Origin of the sequence: Sphingobium sp. BYY-5, assembly GCF_022758885.1 — a bacterium.
Lineage (GTDB): Bacteria > Pseudomonadota > Alphaproteobacteria > Sphingomonadales > Sphingomonadaceae > Sphingobium.
Map to the genome: position 1 here is coordinate 166,484 of NZ_JALEBH010000001.1, position 19,341 is coordinate 185,824.

9 protein-coding genes are annotated in these 19,341 nt (G+C 62.5%); 2 read left to right on the forward strand and 7 right to left on the reverse strand.

Features of this window, described 5'->3' with window-relative positions; all coding sequences use genetic code 11:
• Nucleotides 1-47 precede the first annotated feature (47 nt).
• Nucleotides 48-3,371 (forward strand): glycosyltransferase, encoded by a 3,324-nt coding sequence (locus tag MOK15_RS00900; RefSeq protein WP_242929863.1) that lies wholly within the window; start codon nucleotides 48-50, stop codon nucleotides 3,369-3,371.
• A 222-nt stretch (nucleotides 3,372-3,593) separates the two neighbouring features.
• The gene (locus MOK15_RS00905) at nucleotides 3,594-4,499 is read left to right on the forward strand and encodes a hypothetical protein (RefSeq protein WP_242929864.1); all 906 of its coding nucleotides are present in this window, start codon (nucleotides 3,594-3,596) and stop codon (nucleotides 4,497-4,499) included.
• 153 nt (nucleotides 4,500-4,652) lie between these two features.
• On the opposite strand, the gene rpoC is transcribed toward MOK15_RS00905, so the two are convergent.
• The 7 genes from rpoC to MOK15_RS00940 form a co-directional block, all read right to left on the reverse strand.
• The gene (gene rpoC / locus MOK15_RS00910) at nucleotides 4,653-8,909 is read right to left on the reverse strand and encodes a DNA-directed RNA polymerase subunit beta' (protein ID WP_242929865.1); all 4,257 of its coding nucleotides are present in this window, start codon (nucleotides 8,907-8,909) and stop codon (nucleotides 4,653-4,655) included.
• Between the two features lie 126 nt (nucleotides 8,910-9,035).
• Entirely contained in the window at nucleotides 9,036-13,196 is a 4,161-nt protein-coding gene (gene rpoB / locus MOK15_RS00915) for a DNA-directed RNA polymerase subunit beta (RefSeq protein ID WP_242929866.1), read from the reverse strand.
• Between the two features lie 376 nt (nucleotides 13,197-13,572).
• Entirely contained in the window at nucleotides 13,573-14,193 is a 621-nt protein-coding gene (locus MOK15_RS00920) for a DJ-1/PfpI family protein (RefSeq protein ID WP_242929867.1), read from the reverse strand.
• A gap of 139 nt (nucleotides 14,194-14,332) precedes the next feature.
• Nucleotides 14,333-15,640 carry an amidohydrolase family protein gene (locus tag MOK15_RS00925; protein ID WP_242932591.1) on the reverse strand — a complete coding sequence of 436 codons (1,308 nt, stop codon included), beginning with the start codon at nucleotides 15,638-15,640 and terminating at the stop codon, nucleotides 14,333-14,335.
• Between the two features lie 98 nt (nucleotides 15,641-15,738).
• Nucleotides 15,739-17,073, reverse strand: a complete 1,335-nt coding sequence (locus tag MOK15_RS00930) for a cell wall hydrolase (RefSeq protein WP_242929868.1) — start codon at nucleotides 17,071-17,073, stop codon at nucleotides 15,739-15,741.
• An 18-nt stretch (nucleotides 17,074-17,091) separates the two neighbouring features.
• Nucleotides 17,092-18,021: a cysteine synthase A gene (gene cysK / locus MOK15_RS00935; protein WP_242929869.1), complete on the reverse strand. Its 930-nt coding sequence runs from the start codon at nucleotides 18,019-18,021 to the stop codon at nucleotides 17,092-17,094.
• Nucleotides 18,018-19,322 carry an MFS transporter gene (locus MOK15_RS00940; protein ID WP_242929870.1) on the reverse strand — a complete coding sequence of 435 codons (1,305 nt, stop codon included), beginning with the start codon at nucleotides 19,320-19,322 and terminating at the stop codon, nucleotides 18,018-18,020. Before MOK15_RS00940 ends, cysK begins: the two co-directional genes overlap by 4 nt.
• Between the last annotated feature and the right edge of the window lie 19 nt (nucleotides 19,323-19,341).

Genomic DNA, 19,341 nt, shown 5'->3' on the forward strand with positions numbered 1-19,341 from the left:
CCACAGGAGAGGCTACGGACCAATCGGTTCGCCAATTGGCGGTCCATATGGGACATGAGGGGAAGTTGGTGCAGAATGTGAAGCTGGCGGGGGCTGTATCCGCTGAGGACATCGCGCGTATCAGGGAGTCGGGGCTGTTCGATGAAGAATGGTATCTCGATACATATCCGGATGTGCGCATTCTTCAAATGGATCCGGTTGAGCATTATCTCTGGCTGGGCGCGCGCCTGCGACGCGACCCTTCGCGCTTTTTCAGCACGGTGGCGTATCTGGAGGTCAATCCCGATGTAGATGCAGCGGGCCTCAACCCGCTGGCGCATTATGCGAAGAACGGCAAACGTGAGGGGCGCAAGATCGCCCGGCGTCGGCGTGCGCTGGATCCCAAGTCCTGGCGCAAGGGCGATGTGCCGGTCATCGACGATGCGCCGTCCGTGCTGCTGTGCGCGCATGAGGTGAATGAACTGATGTTCGGCGGCGAACGCAGTTTCATCGACATGCTCGAAGCCCTCGCGCAGATGAGGCTCAATGTCTATGTCGCGGTGCCCAGGGAGGATAATCGCGATTATATCGAGCTGTTGCGCAAGAAAAGCGCCGGACTCTTCTCCTTCCCTTACTTTCAGTGGTCGAAAAACCGCAAACCCGACGAGATTTCGATCGAGGATTTCACCCACATCATCGAACAGTGCAATATCAGCCTGGTCTACTGCAATACGATCGTGTTGGTGGACCCGCTGATTGCTGCGCGTCGCGCCGGCCGGCTGACCGCCATCCACGCTCGTGAACTGATCGATCATGATGAGCATCTGCGACACCGTCTGGGCATGGATGCAGCGGGCATCATCGCCCGCATCCTGCAACAGACCGATTATGTGATCGCCAATTCCGCAGCGACGCAGAAGCTGTTTGCCGATAGCCGGCGCAGTTTCCATGTGCCCAACGTCGCCAAGGTCGATTCACTCGACATGCCCAATATGGTGGGCGAAAATGTCGTCTTTGGCATCATCAGCTCGAATATTCCCAAGAAGGGGATTGCCGACTTTGTGGAAGTCGCGCGCAAGGCGGAGGAACTGGTTCCCAATGCGCGTTTTCGCGTCATCGGGCCGAACAATGATTATGTCACCGAACTCCAGGCTGCGGGACTGCCAGGCAATCTGGAATTTGCCGGCTATGCCAACAGCCCGGCGGAAGCGATGGCGCAGGTCAATGTCGTTATGGCGCTGTCGCATTTCGCTGAATCCTTCGGTCGTACCGTGGCCGAAGCGCAGGCGGCGCACCGTCCGGTGATCGGTTATCGCTGGGGTGCTGTGCCGGAATTGATCGATGACGGACAGACCGGCTTCCTGGTGGAGTATAAGGATGTCGAGGCGGTGCTGGCGTGCGTCAATAAGCTCTGCAAGGAGCCGGAACTGATCGCGACCATGGGGGAGGCGGGCCGGCAGAAGATCGTGCGCCAGTTCGCGCCGGTCGTGCTCCGTAACAATCTGCGCCACGCGCTGTCGGCGATCCTGGCCGAAAATGTGCCGCTGCGCGCCGACGAGGCGCGTCGCCTGACGATTATCGTGCCGGTCTATAATGCGCCGGATGCGGTCGAGCGCTGCCTCAATTCCGTGCTGACCCGCACCGACCTTTCCAAGAATCGCGTGCTGATGATTAACGACGGCAGCAGCGACGCGCGTGTGCAGCCCTTGCTGGAAAGCTTTGCCCGCAATCCGGGTTTCCACCTGCTCGTGAACCCGCAGAATATGGGCTATACCCGCACCATCAACCGTGGGATCATTTGGGCAGGCGCGGATGATATCCTGCTGCTCAACAGTGATACGATCGTGCATGACGGCTGGATCGAAGGCATGCAAAAGATTGCCTTCGGCACGCCCAAGGCGGGCACGGTGACGGCGATGGGCGACAATAGTGGCGCCTTCTCCTTCCCGACCGCCAATGTCGTCAATCCCAGGCCCGATGGTCTGTCCCATGACGATTGGGCGAAGCGGATTATCGGTTTTACCGGGGAATCCGATCCGATCGACGTGCCGACCGGCAATGGCTTCTGCCTGTACGTCCGACGCGATCTGATGGACCATATCGGCCTGTTCGACGAAGAGGCTTTTCCGCGCGGCTATGGCGAAGAAAACGACTTCTGTATGCGGACGATCAAGGCAGGGTGGAAGAATTTCATATCCCCGCACGCCTATGTCTTCCATCAGCGCACCGCCAGCTTCGGGAACGAGAAGGAAGGGCTGATCAAGACGGCGATGGAGATCGTCAACCAGCGCTATCCCGATTATGCCCGCAAGGTGAAGGCCGCGTTCGGTTCAGGCCGGATGAAGGCGTTGCGCGCCCTGTCCGCCAAAGCCTATGAGGATGGTCCGGCGCCGTCGCCGCCCGCTTGGCGCGCCGCCGTGCCTGGCGAGCCGACCGACAGCGCCAAATATCGCGTCGGCCCCGAAAAGCGGTTTCAGTCGCTCAACCGCATGGTGATCGACTGGCATAGCCTGCGCGCTCAGGCGCCGCAGCGCGACCCTGATCTGGTGTCGATCATCGTCTGCGTCTACAATCAATATTCGCTGACGAACAGATGCCTCAATGCGCTGGTGCGCGAAGGTGAGCAGGCGAAGATCGAAATCATCATGGTGAACAATGCCAGCGATGAGGAGACGTCCGGTCTGCTCGACAGTTGGGCCGAAAAAGATGCACGCATCAGGGTCATTCACAATTTCGACAATCTGAACTTCTCGCTTGGCAATAATATCGGCTTCGCTGCTTCACATGGCGCACGTGTGATCTTCCTGAACAACGATACGGAAGTACAGGCTGGCTGGATGGAACCGTTGCTGGCGCCCTTGGCGGACCCGGAGGTAATGGGCACGCAGCCCAAGCTGCTTTACCCTGACGGTCGTGTTCAGTGTGTGGGCGTGGTCTTCTCCGGCAAGACGCCGCTCGGCTATCCTATCTATGTCGATGAAGCTGCGGATTCTCCGCTGATAGCCCAAAATCGTCGTTTCCGTGCGATCACCGGCGCCTGTCTCGCAATGCGCGCAACGGATTTCGCCGCGGTGGGCGGGTTCGACACGGTCTTCATCAACGGCCAGGAGGATATCGATCTCTGCTATCGTGTAGGCCATGGCCGGGATGTGTTCGAATATGTCGCAGGCTCGACCGTGACCCATCATGAAGGGCGAACCAAGGGACGAGGCCGCTTCATCAGCCACAACCGCTACAGCTATGCCGCGCGCTGGACCGGCGTGTTTCCAGGCGACGACGCCGACCATTATATCAGGGACGGTTTTGTGGTTGCCGAATATCAGATCGATCGTCCCGAACTGGATGGCACGGGTATCGCCTGCTGGCGAGGACGGATTGAAGCGAAGACTTGAATCTGACGTTCAGACGGCCAAACGATGATATGTCCATGAATGGCTGCCGAGCAGTGAGAGAATAGGAAGGATGCCTTTGGACAATCGTCGGGATGCACGCATGATTGGGTAGCTGTGGCACCTTATCGGCGGTCAGTCGTTGTTCATGGCTGGTGGTTTAGCTGAAGGGATTGCGTCGATCCTTTCCTGTCGACCCCGGTCATGAAGTAGAAGGACATCGATATGATGCGCTGGATGACTGCTGCTAAATGGGTCGGTATCCTGCTAGGCGGAACCGCGGCGGCCGCGGACGCGCCGGAACCGCAGCACCGTCTCTCCATGGATTTTGACGAGGGGCAGAGCGTGGCGGCGGACACAATAGTCGATCGCCGTGGCAATCAGGATTTTCGTCCAACCATCGATAAGGGGACCGAAGCGGCAAATCGGCCCCAGATCGTATCGCAGGGGTGCCATACGCCACCTGGCTGCCTGCGCATCTCCCTGGACCCAAGCGCGAAGGGTGCTCCGAAGAACAAGATCATGTATAGCTTCTGGTCGCATTACAAACCTTTGCCCGGCGGGGAGCAGGGCAGGATGCGCATCGGCGACAATGATATTACACATATCCGTTTTTCGATGAAGCTCGACCAGCACTACGATACGCCGCTTCACCAGATGATTCATTTCCAGATTTTTCAGCCACAGGAAGCGGGCAAAAATCCCGATGGCCAAAATATAACGCCGGGCGGTCCGGTGGTGTCGCTTCGCATCGTGCCGGTTTCACGGCGTCGGGATAAATCGCCTGACGTTGAGGAGTTCATCATCGCCGTCCGTAGCCCCGCAGCGCAAAGCTATTATTATTTCGATACCCGTGATCCTGGTGTCCTTTATCGCGGCGCCATTCGGAAAGGGGAATGGAATACATATGGTTTCGCGCTGCAATCTTCGGATGTTGGGGGTGAAATAGGCGGCAGAATCGCCTTCTGGCTGAACGGTCAGGAAAAGGTCGACAAGGTCGTCCCTTGGGGCTTCGACCCGGCGAAGTTTGCCGTCAGCCAGAATCTGGGCTTTGAACTTGGCAGCTATCGCAGTGCCGACGCCACAGGCCAGCAAACCGTCTATTTCGATGATGTGGAGATTGATCGCTGAAAGGGCAGGCGGCCCAGCCAATCCCATCGATCCACAAAAAAAAGCCCGCCGATGCAACATGCATTCGGCGGGCATTCTTATGCGTTCCTGAGGACGCAAAAGGCCTGGGAGCCGCTTTCCATATAGGAAGCGGCTCCCGTGCTTTCAAAGGTCTTATTCCATGTCCTCGGTGGTGAAGTCTTCACCCTGGACGGCGCCCAGCGGATCGTCGCCGATTGCCGCTTCCGGACCCTGCCGCAGTTCGGCGGCATGTTCCTCGGCGGCCGTTTTGGGAGCGATCAGGTCGACCTGGCTGGCGGCGCGGAGCGCGGCGCGCATCGCCGCATCGCGCGACGAGGCGGCAACGCGCAGGCGGTTCATGCCCGCACCGGTGCCCGCCGGGATCAGGCGGCCGACGATGACGTTTTCCTTCAAGCCGACCAGCGTGTCCTTCTTGCCCTGGACCGCCGCTTCGGTGAGGACGCGGGTGGTTTCCTGGAAGGACGCGGCCGAGATGAACGACCGGGTCTGCAGCGAGGCCTTGGTGATGCCCAGCAGCACCGGCTTGCCCGCGGCAGGCTGGAAGCCCGGCTGGAGCTTGGAGTTGATCTCCTCCATCTCCTCGCGGTCGACCTGCTCGCCCACCAACAGCGTGGTGTCGCCGGACTCGATGATCTCGACCTTCTGCAACATCTGACGAACGATCGTCTCGATATGCTTGTCGTTGATCTTCACGCCCTGCAAGCGATAGACTTCCTGGATTTCGGCGACCAGATATTCGGCCAGCGGCTCGATGCCGAGCACTTCCAGAATGTCGTGCGGATCGGGCGAACCACCGATCAGGTTGTCGCCGCGCTTCACGAAGTCGCCTTCCTGAACGTCGATCACCTTGCTCTTGGGGATCAGATACTCGACCGGCTCGCCGCCATCCTCGGGATTGATGGCGATCTTGCGCTTCGCCTTGTAATCCTTGAGGAACTGCACGCGGCCCGACACCTTGGCAATGATTGCATTGTCCTTGGGCTTGCGGGCTTCGAACAGTTCGGCGACGCGCGGCAGACCACCGGTGATGTCGCGGGTTTTCGCCGCTTCACGGCTGACACGCGCCAGCACGTCACCGGCCTGCACCTGGGCACCGTCGTCGACCGACAGGGTCGCACCCACCGCCAGCATGTAGCGGGCGGCTTCGCCCGACTGGTCGTCGAGCAGGGTGAGGCGCGGACGCAGATCCTCCTTGGTACGGGCGGAACCGCGATGCTCGATGACAACGCGCTGGGCGATGCCGGTTGCTTCGTCGGTCTGTTCGGTCAGCGTCTTGTTGTCGATCAGATCGACATATTTCACGATACCCGGTTTTTCCGTAATCACCGGCATGGTGAACGGGTCCCATTCGGCGAAGCGATCGCCCTTCTTCACAGTGTCGCCATCCGCAAATAGGATGGTCGCGCCGTAAGGCAGGCGGTGCGTTTCGCGTTCGCGACCTTCATTATCGATGATCGCGATCTCGCCGTTGCGGGCGAGCGACAGGCGACGGCCATTCTTGTCGGTGATGGTCGGCATGTCGCGCAGCTCGATCGTGCCGTCCGACAGCGCTTCCAGGTTCGACGTTTCGTTGAAGTTCGCCGCGCCGCCGATGTGGAAGGTACGCATGGTCAGCTGCGTACCCGGTTCACCGATGGACTGCGCCGCAATGACGCCGACCGCTTCACCGATATTGACTGGCGTACCGCGGGCAAGATCACGACCGTAGCATTTGCCGCATACGCCCATCTTGCTTTCGCAGATCAGCGGGCTGCGGATCTTCACGGCCTGCGTACCGATGGCTTCGATCTGCGCGATCATCGCTTCGTCCAGCAGGGTGCCGATCGGGATCAGCACGCTGCCGTCCTTGCTGTCGACGATATCCTGCGCAGTGGTACGGCCCAGGATACGCTCGCCCAGCGAAGCGATGACGCTGCCGCCCTGGACGATCGCCTTCATCTCCAGCGCCTTTTCGGTGCCGCAATCTTCTTCGACGATCGTGCAGTCCTGCGACACGTCGACCAGACGGCGGGTCAGATATCCTGAGTTCGCCGTTTTGAGCGCGGTATCGGCCAGGCCCTTACGAGCACCATGGGTCGAGTTGAAATATTCAAGGACGGTCAGGCCTTCCTTGAAGTTCGAGATGATCGGCGTCTCGATGATCTCGCCGCTCGGCTTGGCCATCAGGCCGCGCATACCCGCTAGCTGCTTCATCTGGGCTTGCGAACCACGGGCGCCCGAATGCGCCATCATGTAGATGGAATTGATCGGGGCCAGGCGGCCGGTCTTGGGATCCTTGGGCTGGGCGCGGATTTCATCCATCATGGCGTTCGCAACCTGGTCGCCGCAACGGCTCCAGGCATCGATCACCTTGTTGTACTTTTCCTGCTGGGTGATGAGACCGTCCTGATATTGCTGCTCATAGTCGGCCACCAGCGCCTTGGTTTCGTCGACGAACGTCACCTTGCTGTCGGGGATGACCATATCGTCCTTGCCGAACGAGATGCCGGCCTGGAATGCGTGGCGGAAGCCCAGCGCCATGATGGCGTCGGCGAACAGCACCGTGTCCTTCTGGCCGGTATGACGATAGACCTGATCGATGACGTCCCCGATTTCCTTCTTGGTGAGAAGGCGGTTGACGACGTCGAAGGGCACCTTGTGGCTCTTGGGCAGGCATTCGCCCAGCAACATGCGGCCCGGCGTGGTTTCGAACCGCTTCATATATTCCTGACCGGCCTCGTCGGTCTGCGGAACGCGGCTGGTGATCTTCGAATGCAGCGTCACGGCCTTGGCATAGAGGGCCTGGTGGACCTCCTGCATGTCGGACAGCAACATGCCTTCGCCCGGCTCGCCTTCGCGTTCCATGGACAGGTAATAGATACCCAGCACCATGTCCTGCGACGGCACGATGATCGGCTTGCCGTTCGCGGGCGAGAGGATGTTGTTGGTCGACATCATCAGCACGCGCGCTTCCAACTGGGCCTCAAGGCTCAGGGGAACGTGCACGGCCATCTGATCGCCATCGAAGTCGGCGTTGAAGGCCGAGCAGACCAGCGGGTGAAGCTGGATCGCCTTACCCTCGATCAGCACGGGTTCGAACGCCTGGATGCCCAGACGGTGGAGCGTCGGCGCGCGGTTCAGCATCACGGGATGCTCGCGGATCACCTCGTCCAGGATGTCCCAGACTTCCTTGCGCTCCTTCTCGACCCACTTCTTCGCTTGCTTGAGGGTCATGGACAAACCCTTGGCGTCGAGGCGGGCGTAGATGAACGGCTTGAACAGTTCGAGCGCCATCTTCTTGGGCAGGCCGCACTGGTGCAGCTTCAGCTCAGGACCGGTCACGATGACCGAACGGCCGGAATAGTCGACGCGCTTGCCGAGCAGGTTCTGGCGGAAGCGGCCCTGCTTGCCCTTGAGCATGTCGGACAGCGACTTGAGCGGACGCTTGTTCGCGCCGGTGATGACGCGGCCGCGGCGGCCATTGTCGAACAGGGCGTCGACGGCTTCCTGCAACATGCGCTTTTCGTTGCGGACGATGATGTCCGGCGCGCGCAGCTCCATCAGCCGCTTCAGGCGGTTGTTGCGGTTGATGACGCGGCGATACAGGTCGTTGAGATCCGACGTCGCGAAGCGGCCGCCGTCCAGCGGCACCAGCGGGCGCAGTTCGGGCGGGATGACCGGCACGACGTCCAGGATCATCCACTCAGGCCGGTTGCCGGATTCCAGGAAGCTCTCAACCACCTTGAGGCGCTTGATGATCTTCTTGGGCTTCAGTTCCGACTTGGTGGTCGCCAGCTCTTCGAGCAGGGCCTGCTTCTCGCCATCAAGGTCGAGGTCCATCAGCATCTGCTTGACCGCTTCCGCGCCGATGCCGGCGGAGAAGGCGTCCTCACCATATTCGTCCTGCGCGTCGAGCAGTTCGTCTTCGGTCAGAAGCTGGAACTTCTCCAGCGGGGTCAGGCCCGGCTCGGTGACGATGTAGGACTCGAAATACAGCACGCGCTCAAGCTGCTTCAACTGCATGTCGAGCAGCAGGCCGATGCGGCTGGGGAGCGACTTCAGGAACCAGATGTGCGCGACAGGAGCGGCCAGTTCGATATGGCCCATACGCTCGCGGCGGACCTTCGACACCGTGACTTCGACACCGCACTTCTCGCAGACGATGCCCTTATACTTCATGCGCTTATACTTGCCGCACAAGCATTCATAGTCCTTGATCGGACCGAAGATGCGCGCGCAGAACAGACCATCGCGTTCGGGCTTGAACGTGCGGTAGTTGATCGTTTCCGGCTTCTTGATCTCGCCGAAGGACCAGGACCGGATGCGTTCCGGCGAGGCGAGGCCGATCTGGATCTGGTCGAAGGTTTCCGGCTTCTGGATCGGATTGGCGAAGTTCGTAAGTTCGTTCATCTTCTTTTCCTCAATTCCCCTCCCGCTTGCGGGAGGGGTTAGGGGAGGGAATGTCTTGCGCTGAGGTTGGACCCATTACAGGCCCTCCCCCGGCCCCTCCCGCAAGCGGGAGGGGAGATAGGAGGCTTACTCCGCCGCCTGCGCCATGCCGTCGTCATCCTCGACCTCGTCCATCGCGGCGAGTTCGACGTTGAGGCCCAGCGAGCGCATTTCCTTGACCAGCACGTTGAAGCTTTCGGGAATGCCGGCCTCGAACGTATCGTCGCCCTTGACGATCGCTTCATAGACCTTGGTGCGGCCGACAACGTCGTCCGACTTCACCGTCAGCATTTCCTGCAGCGTGTAGGCGGCGCCGTAGGCCTGGAGCGCCCACACCTCCATCTCACCAAAGCGCTGGCCACCGAACTGCGCCTTACCGCCCAGCGGCTGCTGGGTGACGAGCGAGTAGGGGCCGATGGAACGGGCGTGGATCTTGTCGTCGACCAGATGGTGCAGCTTCAGGACATATTTGTAGCCGACAGTCACCTTGCGGTCGAAGGCGTCGCCGGAGCGGCCGTCATACAGAACGACCTGACCCGATTCATCCAGACCCGCCAGCTTCAACATTGCCGACACGTCGGCTTCGACGGCGCCGTCGAACACCGGCGTCGCCATCGGCACACCGCCGCGGACATTCTGCGCCAGCTCAACGATTTCCTCGCTGGTGCGCTGGTCGATCTGCTCGATATAGTTGGCGCCGTAGATCGTCTTGAGCAGTTCCTTCACCGCCTCAGGGGGCTGGCCCACCTCAGGGTTCGGATTGGCTTCACGCCAGCTATCCAATGCGCTGCCGATCTGGGCGCCCAGGCCGCGAGCGGCCCAGCCCAGATGCGTCTCGAAGATCTGACCGACGTTCATGCGCGACGGCACGCCCAGCGGGTTCAGCACAAAATCGACCGGCGTACCGTCCTCCAGGAACGGCATGTCTTCTTGCGGCAGGATGCGGCTGATGATGCCCTTGTTGCCGTGACGGCCGGCCATCTTGTCGCCCGGCTGCAGCTTGCGCTTCACCGCGACGAACACCTTGACCATCTTGAGCACGCCCGGCGGCAGTTCGTCGCCGCGCTGCAGCTTGTCGACGCGATCCTCGAACTTCTCGACGATCAGCTTCACCGCTTCGTCATACTGCGCCTTGACGGCTTCGATGCCGGCCTGGCGGACGTCATCCTCAACGGCGAACTTCCACCATTCGTGACGCTCGACCTCGCCCAGCAGGGCTTCATCGATCACCACGCCCTTCTTGATGCCCTTCGGCGCGGCGGAGGCGGTCTGGCCCAGCAGCATTTCCTGCAGACGGTTGAAGGTGGCGCGGTTCAGAATGCCGCGTTCGTCCTCACGGTCCTTGGCGAGACGGTCGATTTCCTCCCGCTCGATCGCCATGGCGCGCTCGTCCTTGTCGATGCCGTGGCGGTTGAACACGCGCACTTCGACGACCGTACCGGCAACGCCCGGCGGCAGACGCAGGGACGTGTCGCGCACGTCGCTCGCCTTTTCACCGAAGATCGCGCGGAGCAGCTTTTCTTCCGGGGTCATCGGCGATTCACCCTTGGGGGTGATCTTGCCGACCAGGATGTCGCCCGGCTCCACTTCGGCGCCGATATAGACGATGCCCGCCTCGTCGAGGTTGCGCAGCGCTTCCTCACCGACGTTCGGGATGTCGCGGGTGATGTCCTCCGGACCCAGCTTGGTGTCGCGGGCCATGACCTCGAACTCCTCGATATGGATCGAGGTGAAGACGTCATCCTTCACGATCCGCTCGGAGATCAGGATGGAGTCCTCATAGTTGTAGCCGTTCCAGGGCATGAACGCGACCAGCACGTTGCGGCCCAGCGCCAGCTCGCCGAACTCGGTCGACGGGCCGTCGGCGATAACCTCGCCGGCCTGCACCAGCTCACCCACCTTCACCAGCGGGCGCTGGTTGATGCAGGTGTCCTGGTTGGAGCGCTGGAACTTCTGCAGCGTGTAGATGTCGACGCCCGACTGGCCGGGTTCGACGTCGCCGGTGGCGCGGATGACGATACGGGTCGCGTCGACCTGGTCGACGATGCCCGCGCGGCGGGCCGCGATGGCCGCCCCGGAATCCCGCGCCACGGTGCCTTCCATGCCAGTGCCGACGAACGGCGCTTCGGCACGGACCAGCGGAACCGCCTGGCGCTGCATGTTCGATCCCATCAGCGCGCGGTTGGCGTCGTCATTTTCCAGGAAGGGAATGAGCGAGGCCGCGACCGACACCAACTGCTTGGGACTGACGTCCATCAGCGTGATGTTGTCCTTGGGCGCCATCAGGAATTCGCCGGCTTCGCGTGCGGAGATCAGATCCTCGGCGAAGCTGTGGTCGGGGTTCAGCTCCGCGTTCGCCTGCGCGATCGTGTGCTTGGCCTCTTCCATCGCCGACAGATAGACGACGTCGTTCGTCACCTTGCCGTCGATCACCTTGCGGTAAGGCGTCTCGATGAAGCCGTACTTGTTCACGCGGCTGAACGTTGCCAGCGAGTTGATCAGACCGATGTTCGGGCCTTCCGGCGTTTCGATCGGGCAGATACGGCCATAATGGGTCGGGTGAACGTCGCGGACTTCGAAGCCTGCGCGCTCGCGGGTCAGGCCGCCTGGCCCAAGCGCCGACACGCGGCGCTTGTGGGTGACTTCCGACAGCGGGTTGGTCTGGTCCATGAACTGCGAAAGCTGGCTGGAACCGAAGAACTCACGCACCGCAGCCACTGCGGGCTTGGCGTTGATGAGGTCGTTCGGCATCACGGTCGACACGTCGACGCTCGACATGCGTTCCTTGACCGCACGCTCCATGCGCAGCAGACCGACGCGATACTGGTTCTCCAGCAGCTCGCCGACCGACCGGACGCGGCGGTTGCCGAGATTGTCGATATCGTCGATCTCGCCCTTGCCGTCCTTCAGGTTCACCAGCTCCTTGACCACGGCGAGGATATCCTCGGTGCGGAGCGTGGTGACGCTGTCTTCGGCATCCAGGTCGAGGCGCATGTTCATCTTGACGCGGCCAACAGCCGACAGATCATAGCGTTCCGGATCGAAGAACAGACCGGCGAACAGCGATTCAGCGGTTTCCTTCGTCGGCGGTTCGCCGGGGCGCATGACGCGATAGATGTCGGACAGCGCCTGATCGCGCTCCTCGGCCTTGTCGGCCTTGAGCGTGTTGCGAATCCAGGGGCCGGTGCCGACATGGTCGATGTCGAGCAGTTCGAGGCGGTCGATGCCGACCTTATCCAGCTTTTCCAGATTTTCCGGCGATACTTCGTCACCGGCCTCGATGTATATCTCGCCGGTCTTCTCGTTGATGAGGTCATAGGCGCTGTAGCGGCCATAGACTTCCTCGGTCGGGATCAGCAGCGTTTCCAGCCCGTCCTTCTCCGCCTTGTTGGCGGCGCGGGGCGAAATCTTGTGACCGGCGGCGAACACGACTTCACCCGACTTGGCGTCGACGATGTCGAAGGCGGGCTTGAGGCCGCGCCAGGCTTCGGCGGTGAACGGAATCTGCCAACCGCCTTCGCCACGCACGTAGACGACCTTATTGTAGAACTGACCCAGGATTTCCTCGGCGGTCAGGCCCAGCGCATAAAGCAACGCCGTGACCGGCAGCTTGCGCTTGCGGTCGATGCGGACATTGACGATGTCCTTGGCGTCGAACTCGAAATCCAGCCACGAACCGCGATAGGGAATGACGCGCGCGGCGAACAGATATTTGCCCGACGAGTGGGTCTTGCCACGGTCATGGTCGAACAGGACGCCCGGCGAACGGTGCATCTGCGACACGATGACGCGCTCGGTGCCGTTGACGATGAAGGTGCCGTTCTGCGTCATGAGCGGCATGTCGCCCATGTACACATCCTGCTCCTTGATATCGAGCACGGAGCGGGTTTCGGTGTCCTGGTCCACCTCGAACACGATGAGGCGCAGGGTAACGCGCATCGGCGCGGCGTAGGTGATGCCGCGCTGACGGCATTCCTCGACGTCGTACTTCGGGTCTTCCAGCTCGTAATGGACGAAGTCCATCTCGGCGGTGCCGGCGAAGTCGCGGATCGGGAAGACGCTGCGCAGGGTCTTTTCCAGGCCCGACACATAGCCGATCGACGGATCGGAGCGCAGAAACTGTTCGTAGCTCTCCCTCTGGACTTCGATCAGGTTCGGCATCTGCACCACTTCGTGGATGTCGCCGAACACCTTGCGGATGCGCTTCTTAGCGCCGGTGTTGATCGTTGGGAGAGCCTTGGTCGCCATGCGTTGTCCTTGCCTTCATTCGTCATTTTTTTCGCATCCCAGCGAAAATTCAGTCCGGCGCAAGCAGTGAAAGGAGGTGATTCGCTCCTCTACCGCCACGCAAAAAGGTGCGGGCCGGGACTGTCCGATCCGCACTCTCAGCGTCTTGTGACCCTATGATTTCCGCCCATTCTACCCGAAACCGTGCGCTAGGCAGTTCGGAACCCGGCGAAAATCAAAGGCCGGTCCATAAGCGCGGGGAGCGCCGTCCGGATCGGATTTCGTTGACCTATATAGGCCCGCCTGTTGGATTTGTGAAGGGGGCAGGGGCTGCTTTACGCTAACTTGGGCCGGAAGCGACCCGCGTTGCTGTCCCAGCTCGGAACGTACTGCCTCTTCAAGCCGCGACAACATCCTCTCGCGGGACGAAGGGCGCAACGGCGGCCATGGCCTGCTCGATATAAAGCGCCTTCTCACCCACCGGTGCGATGTAATGCATCGCTTCTTCGGCGTCGCGCATGGAGGCACGACGGGCGATCACCCATGTCGCCAGATATTGTGAGGCGAGGCAGCCTCCCGCCGTCGCCACATTGCCATGCGCGATAAAGGGGGCATCGATTATCTTCACGCCCGCCTCAATCACCCAGGGCTTGGTAGTCAGGTCGGTGCAGGCGGGCAGATCGCCGATCAGGCCCAGCTTCGCCAGCAACAGCGTGCCCGAACATTGCGCTCCAATCAGTTGGCGGGACGGATCGAGCTTGATGCGGGAAAGCAGGTCCGCGTCCGACGCGATATTCCGGGTCTTGACCCCACTGCCTATCAGGACGACGTCGGCTTCCGCCGCAAACTCCAACGGCTGCTGACGCCGGACAGTCACGCCATTCATCGACGTAACATGTTCGGTCGGCGAGGTGATATGCGCCGCCCATCCCTTCGTTTTCATACGATTGAGGATGGCCGCCGCGACGAAGGAGTCCAACTCGTTGAAACCGTCAAACGTCAGAACCGCGATCTGCACTATAATCTCCGAAAAGGAAGACTTCTGAAAGCAGCTCCGTTTTACGGCGTCGAAATATCCAACGGAACGTCCAATTCCGATCTTTTGGTCTGCAAGCGGATTGTCCGTTCTCCCTGGCTGCCGTCGCCTCCAAGCGCCCTCAGATCACAGGATTCCCCTCGGCCTTCACCACGGTGCCGCCCTTCATCACGAAGCCGACCCGCTCCAGCAGGCGGATGTCCTTGAGCGGATCGCCGTCCACCGCGATCAGGTCGGCATAGCGGCCGGTCTGCACCGTGCCGACATCCTGGCTGCCCAGCAGGTCGGCGGCGCTGCCGGTCGCGGCCTTGATCGCATCCATCGGCGTCATGCCCGCACCGACCATCAGCGCGAACTCCTGCGCATTTTCGCCATGGCGCGACAGGCCGAACGTGTCGGTGCCGAACGCGATCTTCACGCCCGCCGCATAGGCGTCGCGCAGGTTCTTCTGGAGCAGCGGGCCGATCACCAGCGCCTTTTCGGCGGTGGAGGGGTTCAACTGTTCGGGATGCTCCTTCGCCCGCTGATAGACGCGCTCGCCCACCAGCATGGTCGGCACCAGATAGGCGCCATATTGCTTGAAGATCTTGTAGCTGCCCGCATCGGCATAGGAGCCATGCTCGATCGAATCGACGCCCAGCGCGATCGTATGGTCGATCGCCTGCTTGCCATGGGCGTGGGCCGCGACCTTCATCCCCAGCGCATGGGCGGTCTCAATCACCGCCTTGATCTCCTCATCGGTCATCAACTGGTGGGTGGGATCGTCGCCGATCGACATGACCCCGCCCGACGGCATGATCTTGATGAGGTCCACACCCTCGCGCTTCAGCCGCCGTACGGCGACCCGTGCAGCTTCGGGGCTGTCGATGATATTGTCGGCGATATGGGGAATATCCGCAAATTCGGTCCGCAGCCCGTTCACCGCATCGCCATGGCCGCCGGTCGGCCCCAGCGGCGTCCCCGACACCCACAGGCGCGGCCCCGGAATAACCTTGCCCTCGATCGATTTCTTGAGCGCGACGATGACGCCGGTATTGGCGCCGCAGTCGCGTACGGCGGTGAAGCCCGCCAGCAGTGTGTCGCGCACGAAGCCGGTCGCCTCGATCGCGTCCTCATAATCGCTGCGGGTCACACTGTTGCGGATCGGGTCGCCTGTGTGCCAGCCGGCGGTGATATGGTCATGCGTGTCGATCAAACCGGGCAGCACGGTCTTGGCGGACAGGTCCATCACTTCCGCGCCCTGCGGCGTCACGAAACCCGGCTGGATGGCGGTGATGCGGTCGTCCCGGATCAGGATCGACACCCGCTCGCGCGGCGCCGCGCCCGTGCCGTCGATCAGCCGCCCGGCATGGACCACGACATCCTTTGCGCTCGCCACGCCGGCCAGCGCGATCGCCGCCACGCCCAGCGCCCAGGCAGCGCGCTTCATCCTCTTCATGCAAACCCCCTTGTCGATGTCTGTCCGACAAGGTTGCGCGGCTGGAACGATCCGTCAACGGCCCTTGCGCATTTGGCCGTCCTCCCTGGTCAGGGTTGGGAAGCGGGAGCGGCGGCAGGCGGTATGATCTTCACCGTTTCGAACCGTTCCTTGCGCCGTACGCCCGCCAGCCCGGCGTCGTTGGAGGGGACCGGAGCGGGCACGACGACCGTCGGCACGCGCTGGCGCATACATTGGCTCGGGATGGCGCGGGGCGTCTGGGTGCAATTCCACAGCGCCCGCTGCAATCCGCTGCCGACATTGTGGATATAGGCGAAGCTCATCGCCTCGATCGCGCCATCGTCCAGCGGCAGCCTGGTCGGCGCGCCGCCCGCGCGCCAGGCCATGATGCGGCATTCCGGCCGTCCGGCGCAGAAGGTCTGCGCCATCGCCGGCCAGCTATCGGGCGTGCTGTCGCGCGCCAGTTCGACCAGGAAGCTCTTGCCGCCCGGCCCCAGCATCGCCAGCCGCGCGCCGCCGACCGTCTTGCCCAGTGATGTTTCGTTGATGATCTGCTGCGGTTGCGCCGCCAGCACCGCCGCGCCCGTTCCGGCCACCAGCACCGGCGGTCCGTCCGGCACCGTCTCGCCAGCGGCCTGATGGGCGGTTGAAAAGCGCGCGATCCGCGCGATCAGCGGTTCGCCCGTCTCGCCCCCCTTGCGAAAGGCGGGGGGCGTTCCCCACCATCCGCGCCAGCGGAAGAAAAGGTGCGTGCCGACCGCCGTGATCTTGTCCAGGCTGCCGCTCCAATAGGGCACGACCCAGTCGGTATGATAATGGGTGGCATGGCCGACCGCCCCGTAGACCTTGCCCGCCAGCGCATTGCGTGCGATTTCGCGCGCCCGGTCCCAGGCGGCTTGCTGCGGCGTGCGCGCCAACGCCCCGTCGCAGGTGAAGGTGAATTGGCAGCCGGTGCTGCGCTCCTGCCCCTGGAAGACGACGCCGCATACCGTCTTGGGAAAGGCGGGATGGCGCACCCGGTTCAGCACCACCTGCGCCACCGCTTCCTCGCCCACGGCATCGTCGCCCGCTTCGTAGATTTCCGCCGCCGCCAGACAGTCGGTCGCACGGGCAAGGTCCGTTTCCGACCCTGAAAACAGATAGGGCCGCGCGGCCGGATTGGGATCGCGGGAAAAGGGGATGTGGGCGTTGAACGTCCGCGCCTGATCGCGATCCAGTGCATAATTCTCGACCGGCTCAACCGGGGGAGGTGGCGTGCCGGGCTGTCCGGGTCGCGCCATCGTCGCATCGAAACGGGACGCGGCCCCGGCGGGACGCGGACGGCTTTCCCAGCCCGCGACGCAGAGGGGCAGGCCGACGAACAGCAATGCCCAGACCAGCCACATGAAAGCATGTGGCTGGGGTGAGGAGGATGCGTCGGTCATGCCCGGTCCGGTGCGACCTTATTCGGGCAGGAAGTCAGGCACAGACAGATAGCGTTCGCCGGTGTCATAGTTGAAGCCCAGAACACGGCTGCCGGCCGGGAGTTCCTTCAACTTCTGCGCGATCGCGGCCAGCGTCGCGCCCGATGAGATGCCGACCAGCAACCCTTCCTCGGTCGCGGCGCGGCGGGCGTACGCTTTGGCGTCCGCCGGATCGACCTGGATCACGCCGTCGAGCAACTGGGTATGCAGGTTCGCCGGAATGAAGCCTGCGCCGATGCCCTGGATCGGGTGCGGGCCGGGCTGGCCGCCGCTGATGACGGGCGACAGGGTCGGTTCGACCGCATAGACTTTCAGACCCGGCCACTGCTTCTTCAACACCTCGGCGGTGCCGGTGATATGGCCGCCGGTGCCTACGCCCGTCACCAGCGCGTCGATCGGCGTGTCGGCGAAATCGGCCAGGATTTCCTGCGCCGTGGTGCGGACATGCACGTCGATATTGGCGGGGTTCTCGAACTGCTGCGGCATCCAGCTACCGGGCGTCTGCCCCACCAGCTCCAGCGCGCGCTCGATCGCGCCCTTCATGCCCTTTTCGCGCGGGGTCAGGTCGAAACTGGCGCCATAGGCCAGCATCAGCCGGCGGCGCTCGATCGACATGCTTTCGGGCATGACCAGGATCAGTCTATATCCCTTGACCGCCGCGACCATGGCGAGGCCCACGCCGGTATTGCCCGACGTCGGTTCGATGATGGTGCCGCCGGGCTTGAGTTCGCCCGACGCCTCGGCCGCCTCGATCATGGCGAGCGCGATGCGGTCCTTGATCGATCCGCCGGGGTTCGACCGTTCCGACTTGATCCAGACTTCGGTGCCTTCCGGCGCGTCGGCGAACAGTCGGTTGGCGCGGATATGCGGCGTATTGCCGATGGTTTCGAGTATCGTGGCAGCTTTCATAGGGTCTTCTCCTGGCTGGCATCTGCTCGCCCGATTTCGGGTGGATCGAAGCTACGTGCTAGGCGCAATTCGGGAAAGAGTCGCGCCCAAATAAGGGTGATGATGATGGCGCCAACGCCGCCGCCGATGACGGCCGCGACCGGCCCGACCAGCGCGGCGAGGAAGCCGGATTCGGCCTCGCCCAGTTCGTTGGACGCCGAAATGGTGAGTTGCGACAGGCTCGACACGCGCCCGCGCATCGCGTCGGGCGTATGGAGCTGCACCAGCGACTGGCGTACGAAGACGGACACCATGTCCGCGCTGCCCAGCACGATCAGCGCGGCGACGCCCGCCTTGATCGCGATGCCATGCGGCAGGAAGGCGGTGCAGCCAAAGGCGATGGTGGCCAAGCCGAACAGGATGACCGCGCCCAGCATTTTCAGGCCGACCTCGGTCTTCATCGGCCGGAATGAGAACCAGAGCGCGGTGACGGCGGCGCCTATGCCCGGCGCAGCGGCCAGATGCCCCAGCCCCGCCGACCCCACATGCAATATGTCGCGGGCATAGACCGGCAGCAGCGCCGTCGCGCCCGCCAGCAGCACGGCGAACAGGTCCAGCGTGATCGTCGCCAGCACCAGCCGGTTGCCCCGCACATAGGCTAAGCCGTCGGCCATCTGGCGGATCGGGTGGCGGCTGGTGTCGCGTGGTGGCTGCGGCACCTTGCTGATCATCAGCATGGCGGCCAGTGCCACGGCATAGAGGGTTGCCGCCAGCGCATAGGCGCCCCAGGGGGTTGCCGCATAGGCATAGCCGCCCAGCGCCGGGCCGGCGATCATCCCGGTCTGCCAGACGACGCTGGAAATGGCGATGGCGTTGGGCAGCACCTCTATCGGCACCAGATTGGGGGCAAGCGCGCCATAGGCGGGGCCGTTGAAGGCGCGGGCGATGCCGACGATGACGGCAATGCCGAAGATCAGCGGCAGGTTGACCCAGCCTTCATAGGTGGCGAAGGCCAGCAGTGCCGACGCCGCCATCAGCAGCGTCAGGGTCAGCCGGGTGATGATCCGCCGGTCATAATGGTCCGCGACCCAGCCCGTCACCGGGGTCAGGAAGAAGAGCGGCAGGAACTGCGCCAGGCCGATCAGCCCCAGTTGCGCCGACGCACCCGCCGTCGTCATCGAATCGCGCGCGATATTATAGGCCTGCCATGCCAGCACGATCATCATGCTGTACTGCGCCAGCACGGCGCACAGCCGCCCGACCAGATAGGCCCGGAAATTACCGAATCTCAGAGGGTGGCGGGGCAGGGGAGGAGCCTTCATGGCGATGGCTTTAGCCGTG